Source organism: Cellulomonas sp. URHE0023 (assembly GCF_000688475.1).
Taxonomy (GTDB): Bacteria; Actinomycetota; Actinomycetes; order Actinomycetales; family Cellulomonadaceae; genus Cellulomonas.
Genome location: NZ_JIAN01000006.1, coordinates 560,356 through 579,092, shown reverse-complemented (window position 1 = coordinate 579,092; position 18,737 = coordinate 560,356). Strand labels below are relative to the sequence as shown.

General features: G+C 71.7%; 17 protein-coding genes. 11 read left to right on the top strand and 6 right to left on the bottom strand.

Going from position 1 to position 18,737, the window contains the following annotated elements; translation table 11 throughout:
* Window positions 1-2: 2 nt before the first annotated feature.
* The gene (locus N553_RS0111925) at window positions 3-374 is read right to left on the bottom strand and encodes a helix-turn-helix domain-containing protein (protein WP_028046709.1); all 372 of its coding nucleotides are present in this window, start codon (window positions 372-374) and stop codon (window positions 3-5) included.
* A gap of 87 nt (window positions 375-461) precedes the next feature.
* Between N553_RS0111925 and N553_RS0111920 the strand changes: the two genes are divergently transcribed.
* The 3 genes from N553_RS0111920 (at window position 462) to N553_RS0111910 (ending at window position 4,714) form a co-directional block, all read left to right on the top strand.
* Window positions 462-1,313, top strand: coding sequence for an NAD-dependent epimerase/dehydratase family protein (locus N553_RS0111920; RefSeq protein WP_028046708.1), 852 nt, complete (start codon window positions 462-464; stop codon window positions 1,311-1,313).
* Window positions 1,314-1,420: 107 nt separating this feature from the next.
* Window positions 1,421-4,057, top strand: coding sequence for a phosphoenolpyruvate carboxylase (locus N553_RS0111915; protein WP_051640103.1), 2,637 nt, complete (start codon window positions 1,421-1,423; stop codon window positions 4,055-4,057).
* Window positions 4,058-4,120: 63 nt separating this feature from the next.
* A complete protein-coding gene (locus tag N553_RS0111910; RefSeq protein ID WP_028046706.1) occupies window positions 4,121-4,714 on the top strand; it encodes a DUF664 domain-containing protein in 594 nt (197 codons plus the stop codon).
* 1 nt (window position 4,715) lies between these two features.
* On the opposite strand, the gene N553_RS0111905 is transcribed toward N553_RS0111910, so the two are convergent.
* The 3 genes from N553_RS0111905 to N553_RS22425 form a co-directional block, all read right to left on the bottom strand.
* Window positions 4,716-5,477 carry a ferredoxin reductase gene (locus N553_RS0111905; RefSeq protein ID WP_028046705.1) on the bottom strand — a complete coding sequence of 254 codons (762 nt, stop codon included), beginning with the start codon at window positions 5,475-5,477 and terminating at the stop codon, window positions 4,716-4,718.
* Window positions 5,470-6,072, bottom strand: a complete 603-nt coding sequence (locus N553_RS0111900; protein WP_028046704.1) for a sulfite oxidase-like oxidoreductase — start codon at window positions 6,070-6,072, stop codon at window positions 5,470-5,472. Before N553_RS0111900 ends, N553_RS0111905 begins: the two co-directional genes overlap by 8 nt.
* Window positions 6,073-6,170: 98 nt before the next feature.
* The gene (locus tag N553_RS22425; protein WP_051640102.1) at window positions 6,171-7,625 is read right to left on the bottom strand and encodes a DEAD/DEAH box helicase; all 1,455 of its coding nucleotides are present in this window, start codon (window positions 7,623-7,625) and stop codon (window positions 6,171-6,173) included.
* A 236-nt stretch (window positions 7,626-7,861) separates the two neighbouring features.
* Between N553_RS22425 and N553_RS0111890 the strand changes: the two genes are divergently transcribed.
* From N553_RS0111890 to N553_RS0111875, 4 genes are read left to right on the top strand one after another with little or no spacing between them, the layout of a single operon-like run.
* On the top strand, window positions 7,862-8,602 hold the full coding sequence (locus N553_RS0111890) for an ABC transporter ATP-binding protein (protein ID WP_028046703.1): 741 nt from the start codon (window positions 7,862-7,864) through the stop codon (window positions 8,600-8,602).
* Between the two features lie 50 nt (window positions 8,603-8,652).
* Window positions 8,653-11,148 (top strand): ABC transporter permease, encoded by a 2,496-nt coding sequence (locus N553_RS0111885; protein WP_369796709.1) that lies wholly within the window; start codon window positions 8,653-8,655, stop codon window positions 11,146-11,148.
* A gap of 16 nt (window positions 11,149-11,164) precedes the next feature.
* Entirely contained in the window at window positions 11,165-11,803 is a 639-nt protein-coding gene (locus tag N553_RS0111880) for a CYTH domain-containing protein (protein WP_028046701.1), read from the top strand.
* Between the two features lie 29 nt (window positions 11,804-11,832).
* A complete protein-coding gene (locus tag N553_RS0111875) occupies window positions 11,833-12,771 on the top strand; it encodes a VOC family protein (RefSeq protein ID WP_081844527.1) in 939 nt (312 codons plus the stop codon).
* Here N553_RS0111875 and N553_RS22420 read toward each other — a convergent pair.
* On the bottom strand, window positions 12,755-13,624 hold the full coding sequence (locus N553_RS22420; protein WP_051640101.1) for a CHAD domain-containing protein: 870 nt from the start codon (window positions 13,622-13,624) through the stop codon (window positions 12,755-12,757). The two genes, N553_RS0111875 and N553_RS22420, sit on opposite strands and share 17 nt — an antisense overlap.
* A 66-nt stretch (window positions 13,625-13,690) precedes the next feature.
* On the bottom strand, window positions 13,691-14,065 hold the full coding sequence (locus N553_RS0111865) for a VOC family protein (protein ID WP_028046699.1): 375 nt from the start codon (window positions 14,063-14,065) through the stop codon (window positions 13,691-13,693).
* A gap of 56 nt (window positions 14,066-14,121) precedes the next feature.
* On the opposite strand from N553_RS0111865, the gene N553_RS0111860 reads away from it, so the two are divergent.
* The 4 genes from N553_RS0111860 to N553_RS22415 all read left to right on the top strand — a co-directional run bounded on the left by N553_RS0111860 (window position 14,122) and on the right by N553_RS22415 (window position 18,711).
* A complete protein-coding gene (locus tag N553_RS0111860; protein WP_028046698.1) occupies window positions 14,122-14,898 on the top strand; it encodes an LLM class F420-dependent oxidoreductase in 777 nt (258 codons plus the stop codon).
* 39 nt (window positions 14,899-14,937) lie between these two features.
* The gene (locus N553_RS0111855) at window positions 14,938-16,671 is read left to right on the top strand and encodes a metallophosphoesterase (RefSeq protein ID WP_028046697.1); all 1,734 of its coding nucleotides are present in this window, start codon (window positions 14,938-14,940) and stop codon (window positions 16,669-16,671) included.
* Window positions 16,672-16,697: 26 nt separating this feature from the next.
* Window positions 16,698-17,393, top strand: a complete 696-nt coding sequence (locus N553_RS0111850) for a metal-dependent transcriptional regulator (protein ID WP_028046696.1) — start codon at window positions 16,698-16,700, stop codon at window positions 17,391-17,393.
* 82 nt (window positions 17,394-17,475) lie between these two features.
* Entirely contained in the window at window positions 17,476-18,711 is a 1,236-nt protein-coding gene (locus N553_RS22415; RefSeq protein ID WP_197030023.1) for an MFS transporter, read from the top strand.
* Window positions 18,712-18,737 lie beyond the last annotated feature (26 nt).

Below are 18,737 nucleotides of genomic sequence, written 5' to 3'. Positions count from 1 at the left end.
TCTCAGACGAGCGCCGCGGCGTCGGCGCGAGCGCGGGACTCGAGGATCGCGGGAGCGTTCGCCTCGGACCACGAGCGCAGCGTCTGGACCGCGTCGAGGAGCGAGGTGCCCAGCGGGGTCAGCCGGTACTCGACGCGGGGTGGGACCTGCGCGAAGACCTGTCGCGTGACCAGCCCGTCGCGTTCGAGCGACCGCAGCGTCTCGGTGAGCACCTTGGGGGTGATGTCGGTCAGCAGACCGCGCAGCTCCGTGAACCGCAGGACGGACCGGTCGAGCGACAGCAGGATGCGCACGGTCCACTTCTCTCCGACGCGGGCCAGGACCATCCGGCTGGGGCAGGCGACGTCGAGGACGTCGTAGGGCACGGTTTCCACGAGGTGACCGACTTCCGTTGAAGTGACCAGTATCAAATCCATACTATCGGCGACGACGCAGATCAACCACGACAGACGGAGGTCCTCATGAACGTGCTTCTCACCGGTGCGACCGGCTACGTCGGCTCGAACGTCCTCACAGCACTCCTCGCTGCCGGCCACGAGGTGCTCGCCGTGACCCGCAGCGAGTCCTCGGCGCAGCAGGCCCGTGAGACCGGTGCGAAGGCCGTCGTGCACGATCTCACCGACACGGAGTGGCTGGTCGAGCAGCTCGGGACGGTCGACGCCGCGATCCACACCGCGGCGACGGGGGACGAGCAGGGCCCCGCGCTCGACGACGCCGTGGTCGACGCCGTGGTCACCGCGTTCGCGGGGACGGACAAGCGCTACCTGCACACGAGCGGCATCTGGATCTGGGGCGCAGGACGGGTCGCGGAGGACGGCCCGCTGGACCCGCCGGCGATCGTCGCATGGCGTATCGAGCGCGAGAACCGGGTGCTGAGCGCGGACGTCCGCGCGACGCTCATCGCGCCCGCCATCGTCTACGGGCACCACAGCGGAATCGTCGCGGGGGTGTTCGGTGAGGGCTCCCGGTCGCAGGACGGTGCGCTGCGACTCATCGGGTCCGGTGACCAGCACTGGACCACGGTGCACGTCGAGGACCTGGCCGACCTGTACGTCGCAGCGCTGACCGACGGTCCGCGGGGGCGGGTGGCGGCCGCGTCGGGGCACAACCCGAGCGTCCGCGAGATCGCTCAGGCGGTGGTCGGCGTCGACGGTGTCGTCCTGCCCGAGACCCCTGACGAGTCGCGGGCCAGGCTGGGCGCCGCTCTCGCGGACGCCCTGCTCGTCGACCAGCAGGCCGACGGTGCCCTCGCGCGGGCGACCTGGGGCTGGGTGCCGCGCCGCCCGAGCCTCCTCGACGACCTGGCGGTGTGAGGGCGAGACGCGTCTCACATGGAGCAGCCGTGGACGCCCGGGGCACGGAGCGCCGAACGTGCCCTAGTTTTGGGCCCGTGACTGCACCGAGCGAGGCCCCGCAGGGCATGGCCAACCACGAGGTACCCGAACCGCTGCGCAACGACGTCCGTGTTCTGGGCGAGTTCCTCGGTCGGGTGCTGCGGGAGGCCGTCGGCGATGACCTGCTGGCCGACGTCGAGCGGCTGCGCGAGCTGGCGATCCGAGCCCACAACGGGCCCGATGCCGAGGCGCTCGCGCAGGCCGAGGAGCTGGTGTCGGGCTTCACGCTGGCTCGTGCCGAGCAGGTCGCCCGGGCGTTCACGTGCTACTTCCACCTGGCCAACACGGCCGAGGAGTACCACCGGATCCGCGTCCTGCGCGAGCGTGAGGCGAGCCTGCAGCCGTCCCATCTCGCACCCGACGACTCCCTGCCGGCTGCGGTCGCCCAGCTGGCTCAGGAGGTTGGCCAGGACGTCGCGCGCCAGCGGCTGGCAGACATGGAGTTCCGTCCGGTCCTGACGGCGCACCCGACCGAGGCCCGTCGGCGAGCGGTCTCGGCGTCCATCCGGCGGATCGCGGAGCTCGTCGCCGAGCGGGACTCGCGCAGCGGCGGCGGCATGTCGCTCGCGGAGAACGACCGCAAGCTGCTCGGTGAGATCGACACGCTCTGGCGCACGGCGCCGCTCCGCGAGGCGAAGCCCACGGTTCTCGACGAGGTCCGCACGGTCCTGAGCGTCTTCGAGTCCACGCTCGCCGACACCCTGCCGGACGTGTACCGACGCCTGGACGACTGGCTGCTGGCCGACGCCGCGGGGACTACCGCACCCGCTGTGCGGGCGTTCGCGCGTCTGGGCTCGTGGATCGGCGGCGACCGGGACGGCAACCCGAACGTCACGGCCGAGATCACCCTGCAGGCGGCTCAGCTCTCGTCGGACAAGGTGCTCAGCGAGCTCGAGGCCTCCGCCCGGCGCACGGCAGGAGGGCTGACGCTCTCCGCCGACGACACGCCTGCATCCGCCGGGCTGGCTGCCCTCTGGGAGAGCCAGATCGCGCTCGACGGGGCGCTGGCCGAGCGCATCGCCGTCGACGCGCCGAACGAGCCGCACCGTCGTGTCGTGTACTTCCTGGCCGAGCGCCTGGCAGCGACCCGCAGCCAGGACGCATCCCTGGCGTACCCGGATGCGAGCGAGTTCGAGTCCGACCTGACCGTCGTGCAGCAGTCCCTGGCCGAGGCCGGGGCGACGAGGTCCGCGTTCGGCGAGCTGCAGCGGCTCATCTGGCAGGTGCAGACGTTCGGGTTCCACCTGGCCGAGCTCGAGGTCCGGCAGCACTCCCAGGTCCACGAGGGTGCGCTGGCGGACATCGCGAAGAACGGCATCGACGGCGAGCTGGAGCCTCGCACGCTCGAGGTGCTGGCAACGTTCCGCGCGCTCGGGGAGGTGCAGCGCCGGTTCGGCCTAGAGGCGGCTCGCCGGTACATCGTCTCGTTCACGCAGTCCCCGGAGCACCTCGCGGCCGTCTACCAGCTGGCCGAGATCGCGTTCGAGGGTGCGGACTTCACACCGATCATCGACGCGATCCCGCTGTTCGAGACCTTCGCGGACCTCGAGGCCAGCGTCGACATCCTCGAGGCGGCCCTGGAGTTCCCCCAGGTGCAGCGCCGGCTCGCGGAGAACGGTCGCCGCGTCGAGATCATGCTCGGCTACTCGGACTCCTCCAAGGACGTCGGCCCGGTGTCGGCCACCTTGACCCTCGATGCGGCACAGCGCCGGATCACGGAGTGGGCGCACCGCAACAACATCGTCCTGACCCTGTTCCACGGACGCGGTGGCGCGCTCGGGCGTGGCGGCGGCCCCGCCAACCGGGCACTCCTGGCGCAGCCGCCGGGCTCGGTCGACGGTCGCTTCAAGCTCACCGAGCAGGGCGAGGTCATCTTCGCGCGGTACGGCGACCCGGTGATCGCAGCGCGGCACATCGAGCAGGTCGCCGCGGCGACCCTTCTGGCCGGTGCGCCGTCGGTCGAGAAGCGCAACTCGGCCGCCACGGAGCGGTTCACCCCGCTCGCCGCGCGCATCGACGAGACGTCGCGCGTGCGGTTCCACAAGCTCGTCAAGTCCCCGGGGTTCCCGCAGTGGTTCGCGGAGGTCACCCCCCTGGAGGAGCTCGGCCTGCTGCCGATCGGCTCACGTCCGGCCCGTCGCGGTCTGTCGGTCGAGTCGCTCGACGACCTGCGTGCGATCCCGTGGGTGTTCTCGTGGTCGCAGGCGCGGATCAACCTCGCCGGGTGGTACGGCCTCGGTACCGCCCTGGAGGAGGTCGGTGACCTCGACGAGCTCCAGGCTGCGTACGCGCAGTGGCCGCTGTTCACCACGATGATCGACAACGTCGAGATGTCGCTGGCCAAGACGGACCAGCGGATCGCCGAGCGCTACCTCGCCCTGGGCGATCGTGCCGACCTCGCCGGCCAGGTGCTCGAGGAGATGGCGCTGACGCGCAAGTGGGTCCTGCTCATCACCGAGAGCGACGCGATCCTGTCCCGCCGCCGCATCCTCGGTCGCGCCGTCCAGCTGCGCAGCCCCTACGTCGACGCCCTCTCGCTCCTGCAGCTGCGGGCGCTGCGGACGCTGCGCACAGGTGCCGCGCCCGAGCAGGTCGACGACCTGCGGCGACTTCTGCTGCTCTCCGTCAACGGCGTCTCCGCCGGTCTGCAGAACACCGGCTGACGATCGCTGACGCCAGGCCCGGTTCCGACGTGCATCGTCCGGAACCGGGCCTACCGTCGTTGCATGACGAAGACGGCCCCCTGGTTCCCACCGCTCGCGAGCGACGAGCTCGACCACCTCGTCGGCGCCCTCGACCGGCTGCGCACGACGTTCCGCTGGAAGGCCGACGGCCTCGACGGCGCCGGTCTGGCACAGCACGTCGGTGCGTCCGCGCTGACGCTCGGCGGCCTGCTGAAGCACCTGGCCGCGGTCGAGGACACGACGTTCCGGTGGAAGCTCGCCGGACAGCATCCCGGCGAGATGTGGCACCCCGAGACCTGGGGGGACAACGACACCGAGATCCTGTCCGCCGCGCACGACACGCCCGAGCAGCTCTACGCGGCGTGGGACGGAGCGGTCGCCCGGTCGCGCGAGCGTCTCGACGCGGCCCTCGCCGACGGTGGCCTGGACCAGCGGGTGGCCGACGGTGACGGTGCGGGGAACCACGCCAGCCTGCGCCGGCTGCTGTTCGACCTCATCGAGGAGTACGGCCGGCACACCGGGCACGCGGACCTGCTGCGTGAGGTGGTGGACGGACGAGTGGGCGAGGACCCGCCCGTCGACTGGCGGCCGCAGTCCGGCGCGCCGCTGACCTGGATCCGCGAGTCGCCGGAGTAGGTCACGCGCCGGTCGGGCCGAACCGCTCGGTGCGGATGCGGTCCGGGTCGTGGCCGAGGTCGACGAGCGTGTCGGCGACGAGCTCCACGAACGGGGTCGGCCCGCAGACGAAGACGTGCGCGTTGAGGTCGGGCGGGAAGCACGCGTCGCGCAGGATGTCGGCGTTCACCCGGCCGATCGGTCCGAGAAAGCCGGGCGGACCCGTGCGTGTCCACACGCGGGTGACCGCGACACCGGGTTCCAGGGTGGCGAGCTCGTCGGCGTACAGGGCGTCACCAGGAGTCCGGACCGAGACCAGCAGCCGGAACGGGGAGACCGACGCGACGTCCCGCCGTGTCCGCAGCATCGACATCAGCGGGACGAGGCCTGAGCCTCCGCCGATGAGCTGCACGGGGTGCGGGTCGGTGGCGTGCCAGACGAACCAGTTGCCCACCGGGCCGCGGAGCTCGATCTGGTCACCGACCTGCAGGTCCTGCGTCAGGTAGGGCGACACCTCGCCGTCGTCGACCACCTGCACGGTCAAGGAGATCCGCTCGGACGTGACGGGTCCACCGGGCAGCCCCATGGTGCCGGCGGAGGCGAGCGAGTAGGAGCGCTGCGTGGAGTACCCGTCCTCGGCGGTCAACCGGACGTCGACGTGCTGACCGGCCATGGCGCCGCGCCAGCCCGGTACGTCGAGCTCGAGGGTCGCGGCCGAAGGTGTTTCGAACCGGCGGTCGACGAGCGTCCCGACGAGCCAGCTCAGGGCGTAGGGCTCAGTCACCCCAGTACCGCTGTTCCTTCCAGGGGTCGCCGTAGTCGTGGTAGCCGAGCCGCTCCCAGAACCCGCGGGTGTTCTCGGTCATGAGCTCGAGGCTGCGCACCCACTTGGCGGACTTCCAGAAGTACAGGTGCGGGATCAGCAACCGCGCCGGTCCACCGTGCTCGGGCGCGAGCGGTGCGCCGTCGTACTGGTAGGCGATCCACGCCTTGCCGCCCCGGAGGTCCGCGAGCGGCACGTTGGTGGTGTAGCCACCGTCGCAGTGCGCCATCGCGAACGCGTGGTCAGGATCGATCTCGACGTCCGAGAGGAGCGTGTCCAGCGAGATGCCACGCCACACGGAGTCGAGCTTGGACCACTTGGTGACGCAGTGGATGTCCTTGACCACGTCGTCGTGCGGCAGGTGCGTCAGCTCGGACCACGTCCACGTCTTGAGCGCACCGCCGTCGGCAGTGATCGAGAAGGTCCACGTGGACAGGTCGGCGCGGGGCGTCGGTCCGGCGGACAGGACCGGGAAGCCATGTTCGAGGTACTGCCCTGGTGGGATGCGAGGGTCGGTCTCGCGCTTTCCGCGGAAGCCGCGGGAGATGATCGCCATGCACGCTCCCAGTGCGTCGGAGAGTACCATCATGGCGGCTACCTGCACATATGCCAAAGGCCGGCCCGAGATGGGCCGGCCTCTGGTGAGGAGCTGGATCAGCCGCGCGAGTAGACGACGCGGGGGCCGCCGGACGACGACGCACCCGAGCCGCCGCCTGAGCCGCCACGACCGGAGCCACCCCGACGGCGACGCTGGCCCGACGGTGCGCCGGCCGACGCGCCGGCTGCTGCGGGCTGCTGCCTGCGCTGACCGCCCGACGAGGAGCCCGTTCCGGCAGCGGCCGAGGCCTGACGGCTCGACCCGTTGCCACGACCGGAACCGCGACGACCGCCACCGCCACCGCCGGAGGACTGCTGGGTGACGGGCGGCGCGATGTAGCGGACGGGCTCGGCCTGCTCGCCGACGAGCTTGGTCAAGGTGGCGTCGCCGGCGTTCACGGGCCTGGGGGTGGCCGTGATCTTCGCGGCACGCGTGAGCTGGCGGACGTCGCCGCGCTGCTCGGGGAGGATGACGGTGACGACGTCGCCACCCGAACCGGCACGGGCGGTACGGCCGGAGCGGTGCAGATACGCCTTGTGCTCGGCCGGCGGGTCGACGTGCACGACGAGCTCGATGTCGTCGACGTGGATGCCGCGAGCGGCGATGTCCGTGGCGACGAGCACGCGCACGGACCCGGAGGAGAACGCCTCGAGGTTCCGCTCACGCGCGGCCTGCGCGAGGTTGCCGTGCAGGTCCACGGCGGGGATGCCGTCCATGGTGAGCTGCTTGGCCAGCTTCTTGGCCTGGTGCTTGGTCCGCATGAACAGGACGCGGCGACCGGTGCCGGAGGCGAGGTGGTGGACCACTGCCTTCTTGGCGTCGGCGTCACGCACCTCGAACAGGTGGTGCGTCATCGCGGAGACCGGCGACTCGGCGCTGTCCACGGAGTGCTCGACCGGGTTGGACAGGTACCGCTTGACCAGCTGGTCGACACCCTTGTCCAGGGTGGCCGAGAAGAGCAGGCGCTGGCCGCGGGGAGGCGTCTGGTCGAGGATGCGCTTGACGACGGGCAGGAAGCCCAGGTCGGCCATGTGGTCGGCCTCGTCGAGAACGGTGATCTGCACGTCCTCGAGCGAGATGAGCTTCTGCTTCATCAGGTCCTCGAGGCGGCCCGGGCAGGCGACCACGATGTCGACGCCACCGTTGAGCGCGGACACCTGACGGCCCTGGGACACACCGCCGAAGATGACGGTGGTGTTGAGGCCGAGCACCTTGGCCAGCGGCGCGATCGTGGCGTCGATCTGGGTGGCGAGCTCGCGGGTCGGGGCGAGCACCAGCGCGCGGGGCCGACGAGCGACCTTGCCCTTGCCGGCGGCGGCGGTGCGCGCCACGAGCGGCAGGGCGAACGCGAGCGTCTTGCCGGAGCCGGTGCGGCCGCGGCCGAGCACGTCACGGCCTGCCAGCGAGTCGGGCAGCGTGGCGGTCTGGATGGGGAAGGGGGCGGTGATGCCCTGCTCCGTCAGAGCGGAGGACAGGGCGGTGGGCACGCCAAGTTCAGCAAAGGAAGTCATCGATGTCGGCCTCTCGGGCAGCGTTGTCATACGCACAGTTGGTCGGGGTCCGCCGCCAGAGCAACCAGAGCGGGTGCTCGGGGGACCTCCACGACGCGGGGCGCGCAGGTTCGCGCAGCCCGTGGTGCACCCACTGTCTCATACGCGTGTCTGAGAACGGGTTCGCGGTGGTGAGCGTCACAGGGTTGGATCGGGAGGAGCGCCTCTGCCGGGGCGTCTCGAGGGGAAGAGCAGGCATGACGAGCACGGTGATCGCCTCGGCGCACGAGCTGCGCAAGGTCTATGGCGCCGGTTCCACGGCGGTACGCGCGCTCGACGGGGTCGACGTCGAGCTCGCACGCGGTGAGCTGACGGCGATCATGGGGCCTTCCGGGTCGGGCAAGTCGACGCTGATGCACTGCCTGGCGGGCCTGGACAAGCCGACGTCGGGGACCGTCGTGGTCGACGGTGAGACGGTCAGCTCGATGTCGGAGCGCAAGCTCACCGCGCTGCGTCGCACGCGCGTCGGGTTCATCTTCCAGGCGTACAACCTGGTGCCCACGCTCACCGCGCTCGAGAACATCACGCTCCCGCTCGACATCGCGCGCAAGCCCGTCGACCGCGCGCACCTCGACGTCGTCGTCGCGACCCTGGGCCTGGCCGACCGGCTGAACCACAAGCCGAGCGAGCTGTCCGGCGGGCAGCAGCAGCGTGTGGCGTGCGCGCGGGCGCTGGTGAGCAGGCCCGCCGTAGTGTTCGCGGACGAGCCCACGGGCAACCTGGACAGCGCAGCGTCGGCGGAGGTCCTCGGATTCCTGCGACGCAGCGTCGACGAGCTCGGCCAGTCGGTCGTGATGGTCACGCACGACCCGACGTCGGCCGGGTACGCGCACCGCGTCCTGTTCCTCGCGGACGGTCGGCTGGTCGGCGAGCTGCGCGACCCCACGCCCGAGGCGGTCTTGGCGCAGCTCGCCAGCATGCGTGCGGTGAGCCCGTAGTGGTCCGCGTCGCGCTTCGGGGTGTGCGGGCTCACCTGGTCAGGTTCTGCTTGTCCGTCCTGGCCGTGGCTCTAGGCGTCGCGTTCGTGGCCGGCACGTTCGCGCTGCGCACGATGCTCGGTTCGACGTTCACGGACATCGTCGCGACGACGACGCTCGGCGACGCCTACGTGCGCGGCGCCGACGTGGTGGGCGGCACGAGCGAGCAGAACGTCATCGCCGGCAAGCCCCGCAACGCCGTCCCGCTGACGCTCGTGCCGCAGATCGAGCGTGTGGCAGGTGTCCAGGCGGCGATCCCGGACCTGTCCGGGCCGGTCGTGCTCGTCGGTGCGGACGGTACCGCGGTGCAGAGCACGCAGGCACCGAGCCTGGGGTTCGCGTACGACGCGCGCAGCCGGGCGACGGAGGTCGTCGACGGACGGGCGCCGACGAGCACGGGCGAGATCGGCGTCGAGACGTCGACCCTGCAGGCGTCGGGCTTGGCGCTCGGGGACGCCACCACGATCGTGGTCGGCGGCGAGCTGCGTCCGGTCACGGTCGTCGGCGAGATCGGCATCGGGTCCGCGCTCGCCGGGGCGACCGTCGTGTTCGTCGACCGTGCGACCGGGGAGGCCGCGTTCGCGCCCGACGGAACCGTCGACTCCGTGTCGGTGCTGGGTGACGCCGGCCTGACCGAGCAGGAGCTCGTGGACCGGGTCGCTCCGGTCGTGGAGACGGCCGACGCGCACGCCGAGGTGGTCACCGGCGACGCCATGCGGGACGAGGCCATCGCGAGCGTGCTGTCGCTCCTGGGCTTCATCACCACGTTCCTGCTGGTGTTCGCGGGCATCTCGCTGTTCGTCGGCGGGTTCATCATCGCCAACACGTTCTCGATGTGGGTGCGCCAGAGGACGCGCGAGCTCGCACTGCTCCGGGCCGTCGGAGCGTCCCCGCTGCAGGTGTTCACCTCGATCGTGCTCCAGGCCGCGATCGTCGGTCTGGTCGGCAGCGTCCTCGGCGTCCTGGGTGGCCTCGGGCTCGTCGTGGTGCTGCGCGGGGTGCTCGGTTCGGCCGGCATGGAGCTGGCCGGGCAGGTCCCGCTCGACGCGTTCACGATCGTCGTCTCGGTGCTCGTCGGGACGCTCGTGAGCGTGCTCGCGGCGGCCCTGCCCGCGCGCCGCGCGGCGCTCGTCCCGCCGGTCGAGGCCCTCCGCGACGAGGTCACCGTGCCCGAGCGGTCCCTGCGCCGGCGGGCGATCGTCGGTGCGGCGCTCGTGCTCGCCGGGGTGCTCGCCGTGCTGACGGCGCTGCTCGACCCGACGGCCGACCACGCGGGCGCGGTGCTCGGGTACGGGGCGGGCGCCGTCGTCGTCGGGGTCCTGGTGGCGTCCCCGATGCTGGCGCGGGGGATCCTGCGGGTGCTCGCGATCCCGTTCGACGGCTGGCGTCCGGTGGGTAGGCTCGCGCGCGGCAACGTCACGCGCAACCCGCGCCGCACCGCGAACACCGCGGGAGCGCTGATGATCGGCATGGCTCTGGTCGGCGCCGCGGCGGTCATCGCCGCGACGACGCAGGCGTCCACGAGCGCGATCGTGTCCCGTGAGGCCACCACCGACTACATCCTGCGCGGTGCGTCGCAAGGCCCCGTCCCGGCCCAGGCGATCGAGGACGTGCGCGCCTTGCCCGACGTGCAGGCGGCCGACACGTTCGCCCTCGCCTCCGTCCTGGTCGACGAGTCGCCGTTCGCGGTCACCGGCATCGACCCGGACGCGATCGGTCGCAGCATCGACACCGAGGTGGTCGAGGGGGCGTTCCAGGACGCGCTCGCGGCCGGTCAGGTCGCGGTTCAGCGCACCACGATGGACGACGAGGACTGGGCGCTCGGTGACAGGATCGCGGTCGTCGGGCCGACCGGGTCGGCGGACGTCACGATCGGGGCGGTCATCGACTCGCCGGCGTTCGGTGTCCCGCTCGTCGTCGGCCAGGCCTTGCTCGACGAGCTCGTGCCGACCGACCAGCAGCTCGTGACCACGGTGTTCGTGACCGCGGCCGACGGCGCCGATGTGGCCGCCCTGCGCGGCCAGCTGACCGCGACGGTCAAGCCGTACGTCGTGGTCGCCGTGATGGACAGCGAGGAGTTCGTGTCGCAGCTGGCCGACCAGGTGGACCGCGTGCTCGTGATCCTCTACGCGCTGCTCGCGCTGTCGGTCGTCATCGCGGTGCTCGGCATCATCAACACGCTCGCGCTGTCGGTCATCGAGCGGACCCGCGAGATCGGGCTGCTGCGCGCGGTGGGTCTCGGGCGCCTGCAGCTCGGCTCGACGATCACGGTCGAGTCCGTGCTCACCGCGGTGTTCGGGACGGTCGTCGGCCTCGCAGTCGGCGTGGCGCTGGCATCGACCCTGCCCACCGTGTTCTCCGACGTCGGGCTGCGCTCGCTCGCGATCCCCTGGGTGAGCCTGGGCCTGATGGTCGTGCTCGCGATCGTCGTCGGGGTGCTCGCAGCCGTGTGGCCGGCCATCCGTGCGGCGCGTCTGCCCGTGCTCGAGGCGGTCTCCACCGAGTGACGACTACCCTCGCAGGGTGAGCGACACCGGCTACGGCGACTTCGAGTTCGAGCGCCGGTTCTGGGTGCGGGACCTGCCCCGCGAGCTTCTCGACGCGTCCCCGGCGCTGATCGTGCAGAGCTACTTCCTCGCCGACGAAGGCTTCGCCATCCGGGTCCGCGTCCAGGCCACCACGGTGACCGGGCTCGTGCTCACCCCGGCGCTCGACGAGCTCACGCTCCTGGACGCCTACGCGGACCGCATGGACCTGTGCGCCATCACGGTCAAGGGGCCGATGAACGAGGGGACCCGGTACGAGGCCGAACGTGAGATCGACGTCTCGGTGGGGCTCGAGATGGTCCGTCGTGGCGGCTCGCGCGTGGCCAAGACCCGCCACTCGGTGTGGCTGGGCGAGGACGGCTGGGTGGTCGACACCTTCGCCGGCGCGAACGCTCCGCTCGTCGTGGCCGAGGTGGAGCGCGGGGGACCGGTGACCGACCTGACCATCCCCTCCTTCTGCGTCACCGAGGTCACGTCCGACTCGCGGTTCTCCAACGACGCACTGGCGGGCCACCCGTACGGCTCGTGGTCGGCGCGCTTCGAGGCCGAGCTCGCGTCCGACGGTCCGCGGTTCCTCCAGAGCCTCGGTCACAACCACCGACCCGATCCGGAATAAAGGTTGTAGCGTCAACCATTGAGGTGGGCATGTCGACCGCACCCACGCCCGGGCAGGGCGCCGCAGTCCCGCTCGCCCGCACCCCGACGCACGACTCGATCGCCGCCGGCACGGGAATGGATGCCGTCACGCTCCTCGTCGGCGACCTGGACCGGCAGCTGCGGTTCTACCGGGACGCGCTCGCGCTCGACGTCCTGGATGAACCCGGTGACAGGTTCGGCACCAGCCCCGCCTCGGTGACGCTCGGCCGTGGCAGCACGCCGCTGGTGGTCCTCCAGCACACGCCCGACCTCCCACCCGCCGCCCGAGGCTCCGCGGGCCTGTTCCACACCGCGATCCTGTTCGACGACGAGGCCGGCCTCGCCGCGACCCTCGCATCCGTGGCGCAGCGCGAGCCCACGTCGTACGTCGGCTCCGCGGACCACCTGGTGTCGCTGGCGTTCTACTTCACCGATCCCGAGGGCAACGGCGTCGAGCTCTACTGGGACCGCAGCCGGTCGCTGTGGAACCGCGACGCCGAGGGACGCATCCAGATGGACTCGTTGCGGCTCGACCCGAACGCCTTCCTGGGTCAGCACCTGACCGACGACCTCCTCGAGCAGCCCGGGGCCGGGGACGCCGTGGTCGGTCACGTGCACCTCAGCGTCGGTGACGTCCCCTCGGCGCGGGCGTTCTACGTCGACGCGCTCGGCTTCGACGTGACGGCGCAGTGGCACGGTGCCCTGTTCGTATCCGCCGGGGGATACCACCACCACCTGGCCATGAACACCTGGAACAGCGCGGGAGCCGGTCCGCGTGCCTCGGCGCTCGGGCTCGGTGAGGTGCGGATCGCCGTGCCCTCCGCCGACGACCTCGGAGCGCTCGCCGACCGCGTCGGCTTCGCTGGGTACCCCACCGCGCACGACGGCGAGACCCTGCGGTTCGAGGACCCCTGGCGCAACCTCGTCCGCGTCAGCGCGACGAGCTAGGGCCCCGCGTCCAGCTCCTGTGACCGCGTGCGGTGACGCGCTCGACGAGCGGACGGGCCCTGCGTTCGGCGTCGGCTGCGGACCGCTGCGCGAGAGCGTGCAGACGGCCGTAGGTGAAGGCCTCCTCGCCGTCCGCGACCGCCTGAAGACTCAGGCGGTAGAGCGTGTCCCTGCGCACGACGGCGTCGTGCTGCTCGCCCAGCACCCGTTGCAGGGCGCGTGCCCGCTTCGCGCTCTTCCTCGCCGGACGACCGAAGGCCGCCGCAGCCACCTCGCTGGCGTAGCGCGCGCGGCGGGCGGCCTTGCGCACCTCGTGCAGTGACTCGTCGAGCTCGTCGTCGGCCACGGTGCCCAGGGCGTCGACCGTGCGGTCCAGGCGTCGCCACGCCGAGCGCGCACCCGTGCGCAGGTCCCGCACGTGAGGCGGGGAGTCGGTGACCTCGTCGAGCAGCCGCACGAGATCGACCCACGCCCGCCCCAGCAGACCTCCGAGCAGGTCGAGCCCCGCCTGCCGGGCGGCCGTGAGGTCCTCGTCGATCCGCAGAGCGACGGGTCCCCGCACATGGTCCGGGTGCTCCGCGTCGAGGATCCGGCGCAGCGCGTGCAGCTCCACCGCCGGGTCCCGGGCGGCTCCGAGTGCGTGCCCGAGCTCCCGCAGTGCCGCGCGCAGCGGTTCCTGGTCGTCGCCGTAGGCGGCCAGGGCTGCCCGGATCCGCCGGGTGGCGGTCCGGGCGTCGTGCACCGCGTCGCCGTCCCCGGCGCGCAGCCCAGGCTCGCTGCGGACGAGCCGCCGGGCGTGACGGGCGAGGTACGCGCCCACGGAGTCGTCGGCGCGGCCCTCGTCGTTCTGCATCAGGACTCGCACGCACGCGTCATGGGACGAGCGTGCCAGGAGTGACGCGGAAGCGCGCCCCCCGGGCTAGCCCTCTCGGGGGAGCATCTGCTGGACCGCCCACCGGTTGCCGTCCGGGTCCGTGAAGAACGTGAACCGGCCCCAGGGGAAGTCCTGCACGGGCTCGGCCGCCACGCCGTTCGCGACGAGGTGGTCGTGCACGGCCTGGCTGTCGTCGACGACGACCTGGAGTCCTTGCACCGCTCCGGGTGCCATCGGCGTCATGTTCAGGTCGAGCACGATCGAGCATGCAGATCCGGGTGGTGTGAGCTGCACGAAGCGCAGGTTCTCGTCCACCGTGACGTCGTAGTCGTCGTGGAAGCCGACCTGGTCGACGTAGAACGCCTTGGCGCGGTCGATGTCGGAGACGGGGATGGGTACGAGCTGGATCTTCATGTCCATGCGTGGAGCATCTCGCCAGAAGAGGACATCCGCTGTCCTGTACGTACGCTCGAGCCATGACCCACGCCATCCGCATCGGAGTCCAGCTCCAGCCGCAGCACGCCGACTACGCCCAGATCCGCGACGCGGTCCGCCGGGCGGAGGACCTCGGCGTCGACGTGATCTTCAACTGGGACCACTTCTTCCCGCTCTCCGGCGACCCGGACGGCAAGCACTTCGAGTGCTGGACCATGCTCGGCGCCTGGGCCGAGCAGACGAGCGACGTCCAGATCGGTGCGCTCGTCACCTGCAACTCCTACCGGAACCCGGAGCTGCTCGCGGACATGGCGAGGACCGTGGACCACATCAGCGGCGGGCGGCTGATCCTCGGCATCGGCGCCGGCTGGTTCGAGAAGGACTACGACCAGTTCGGCTACGAGTTCGGGACCGCGGGCAGCCGGATCGCCGACCTGGCGCAGTCGCTGCCGCGGATCAAGGCCCGCTGGGCCGCGTCCAACCCGGTGCCTACGCGCGACATCCCCGTCCTGATCGGTGGCGGTGGCGAGCGCAAGACGCTGCGCGTCGTCGCGGAGCACGCAGACGCGTGGCACTCGTTCGGTGACGTGACCACCTTGGTACGCAAGAGCGCGATCCTCGACACCCACGGTGCCGAGGTCGGCCGGGACACCGCTGCCCTCGTCGAGCGCTCCGTCGGGGTCGGTGCTCCGCCGAGCGACGTCGCGGACGAGCTCGTCGCAGCCGGCGTCACCCTCTTCACGGTCGGTTCCAGCGGTCCCGAGTACGACCTGTCCCTGGTCGAGCAGTGGGTGACCTGGCGCGACGCGCGCAGGTGACGAAGCCAAGGCCCACGGCCGCGCCTAGGCTCGGGAGCGATGAGTCCGTCGAGCCGCGCTGAGACGAGGTGGGGTCGGCGGGTGCTGCTCACCCTCGGCGCGCTGCTGGTGGCGCTCGTCTTCGGGATCAGCACGGCGTCCGTCGAGAGCAGCCTGGGGCCGCACGAGGCACGGTACGACGTCACGACGGACGACACGATCACCGTGGACCTCGGGCCGTTGGGCACCCTGCGGATCGACTCGCCGCTGCCGCTCACGCTGGGCGTGCACGTGACCGTGCAGGAGATCCCGGCGTCCGTCACGCAGCTCAGCCAGGCGAAGACGCTCGAGGCGCTCAGCGGTGACCTGCAGTCCTACCTCCAGTTCTTCTCGGGACCCGAGGCCACCGTCCAGGACGTCGCGCGCGCCCTGCTGGTGGACGCCGCGCTGCGCGCGCTGCTCGCGTTCGGGGTGCTGGTCGGCGCGTGGTGGCTCCTGCGGGCCCTGGTCGGGGCGGCGCGCTGGCAGGAGCTGCGTGCGCGCGCCGAGCCGCACGGGCGTGCCCTGGCAGCGGGCACCGTGGTGATCCTCGTGAGCGCGATCGTGCTCACGTCGAGCGTGGGCTCCGAGGGCCAGCCGGTGGCGTCGCGGCAGACCTCACCGGTGTTCGACGGCACGCCGCTCGAGGGCGCGCAGGTCACCGGACGGCTCGGCGGTGTGATCGACACCTACGGAAGCCAGGTCATCTCGGAGCTGCGCAAGAGCCAGGAGTTCTACGCCAAGGCGAACACCTCGCTCGAGGTGGCCTGGGACGAACGTCAGGCGCTCATCGACGAGCAGAAGGAGCAGGGGGCCGGACAGGGACCGTCGGGCTCGTCCACGCAGTCCCCGTCGTCGGCGTCGGACGTCGAGGAACCGGCACCGTCCGACGATCCGGCGTCGTCCGAGGATCCGGCGCCGTCCGACGAAGCGGAACCTTCCGAGGAGCCCGCCTCGGACGACGACGACCTGCTGACCGTCGTCGTGGTCTCCGACCTGCACTGCAACGTCGGCATGGCACCGTTGATCCGCACGCTGGTCGAGCGCTCCGAGGCCCCGCTCGTCCTGGACGCGGGCGACACGACCGTGAACGGCACCTCCGTCGAGCAGTACTGCGTCACCACGTTCGCACGCGCGATCCCCAAGGACGTCGAGCTGGTGACGTCGCCGGGCAACCACGACTCGCGCGAGACGACGAAGTTCTACGCCAAGGCCGGGGCAACGGTGCTCGACGGGTCCGTCGTGACCGTCGACGGACTGCGGATCCTCGGTGACAGGGACCCGAACGAGACGCGGGTCGGTGCGGGCGGCACCGCCCAGGCGAGCACGGAGTCGGCCGCCGAGGAGAGCGAGCGGCTGGCCACGACCGCGTGCGACGACGACGACGGAGTCGACCTGCTGCTCATCCACACGCCGGCCGTGGGCGACGACACCCTGGACCAGGGCTGCTCGCCCGCGCAGATCTCGGGGCACCTGCACAAGCACGTCGGGCCGGCTCGGGTCGGTCGGGGCGTGCGGTACATCAGCTCGAGCACGGCAGGTGCGACTCTCGGTCAGCCCACGGTCGGACCCCTGCACGGCCCGGCCGAGATGACCGTGCTCCGGTGGGACAAGCGGACCCGCCACTTCCTCGACTACCAGCGTGTCGAGGTCCGGCCGGACGCGACGGCGAGCGTCGGGCCACGGCTGCGGTGGCCGTCCGTCGTCCCCCCGCCCTCCGTCCGGAACTCGCCCTGGGGTCCGGCGCCGGTCTGAGGCGACGGCCTGTCTAGGCTGAGCGCGTGAGCATCCCGACCACGCCCGAGCTGAGCGCCGTCACCCAGGACTACCTCAAGGTCGTCTGGTCGGCCCGCGAGTGGTCGGACCAGCCGGTGACCACCAAGATGCTGGCCGCCCGCCTCGGGGTCGGTCCGTCGACCGTCTCGGAGACGGTCCGCCGTCTCGCCGACAGCGGGCTGGTGACCCACGAACCGTACGGGGCCGTCGAGCTCACGGTCGACGGCGAACGGCACGCGCTCGCCGTGGTCCGCCGGCACAGGCTCATCGAGACGTTCCTCGTGGAGGTGCTCGGGTACGGCTGGGACGAGGTCCACGACGAGGCCGAGGTTCTCGAGCACGCGGTCTCGGACCTGTTCGTGGAGCGCATCGCCGCACAGCTGGGGCACCCGAGCCGCGACCCGCACGGGGACCCCATCCCGGCACCGGACGGGTCGATCCAGGTCCCGGCCGCAACGCTGCTTTGGGACGTGCTGCCCGGTGAGTGGGCGGTCGCGAGGATCTCCGACGCCGATCCCGAGCTGCTGCGGTACGTCGAGACCGTCGGGCTGGTGCTCGATGCGCCGGTGACGGTCGTCGAGCGGCGGACGGTGGCCGGGGTCATCTCGGTGCGGGTCGGCCCGGCGGGAGCCGACGGCCGCCGCAGCGTCGACCTGGGCGAGGTCGCGGCTCGGGCGATCTGGCTGGTCCCCGCACCGTGACGTAGGCTCGGTCCATCCACCGGAGTTGTCGACGACGCGTCTCCGCCTTGCTGTCGAATCGATTCGTTCCGGAGGATCCACGGTGCTCTCACCCGCACGCGCCCGCGCCGCGCTGTTCGCGCTGGCGCTCGGCGGCTTCTGCATCGGCACCACCGAGTTCGCGACCATGGGCATGCTCCCGGAGATCGCGACCGATCTCGGGGCGCCGATCCCGACCGCCGGCCACGCGATCACGGCGTACGCGCTGGGAGTCGTCGTGGGTGCACCGACGATCGCCGTGCTGGGCGCCCGGATGGACCGGCGCAGGCTCCTGCTCGCGCTCATGTCTGCCTTCGTCGTCGGCAACCTGCTCTCGGCGTTCGCGCCGACCATGACGTGGCTGGTCGGGTTCCGGTTCGTGGCCGGCCTGCCGCACGGCATCTTCTTCGGCGTGGGCGCCGTGATGGGCGTAGCGGTCGTAGGGATCGAGCGTCGCGGCAGGGCGGTCGCCGCGATGATGACCGGCCTGACGGTGGCGTGCGCGGTGGGCGTGCCGCTGACGTCGGTGGTCGGCGACACCGTGGGCTGGCGGTGGTCGTTCATCGGTGTCGGGGCGCTCGGGCTCGTGACCCTGGCGGCGCTCTGGGCCTGGACGCCGTCGCTGCCCGTCGCCGAGGGCACCACGGTCCGTACCGAGGTCCAGGCCCTGCGCAACCAGCGTCTGTGGATCGCGTTCGGTGCGGGCGCGATCGGCTTCGGCGGGATGTTCGCGGTCTACTCCTACGTCAAGCCGCTGCTCACGGAGGTGACCGGGCTCGACGTCGGCCTGGTCCCGGTGGTGCTCGCCCTGTACGGGATCGGCATGACGATCGGGACCGCCGTCGGCGGGCGCCTGGCTGACCGGTCCGTCCTGGGCACGGTGATCTGGAGCATGGTCGCGACGATCGTCGTCCTCGTCGCCATCGCGCTCGTCGGCTCGTACCCGGTCCCCGCGGTGCTCGCGCTCGTGATGCTCGGCGTGACGTCGCAGGTGCTCGGGCTCTCGCTCCAGACGCGGCTCATGGACGTCTCGCCGGCGGCCCCGTCGCTCGGTGCGGCCCTGTGCCACTCGGCGCTCAACCTCGGCAACGCCGCGGGGGCTTTCGTCGGCGGTCTCGTGATCGCCGGCGGCATGGGGTACCTGGCGCCGGCGTGGGTCGGTGCCGGGCTCACCGCGGCGGGTCTGGTCGTCGTGCTCGCGGTCGGCCGCGGGGAGCCGCCCTCGCTCGTCGGTCTGTCGGCACGGGCTCGTGCTGACGATGCCGCGCCTGAGCTCGCGCCGGCGCTGACCTCGCGCTGACCGACGGTCTGCCCGACGGCGGCTGG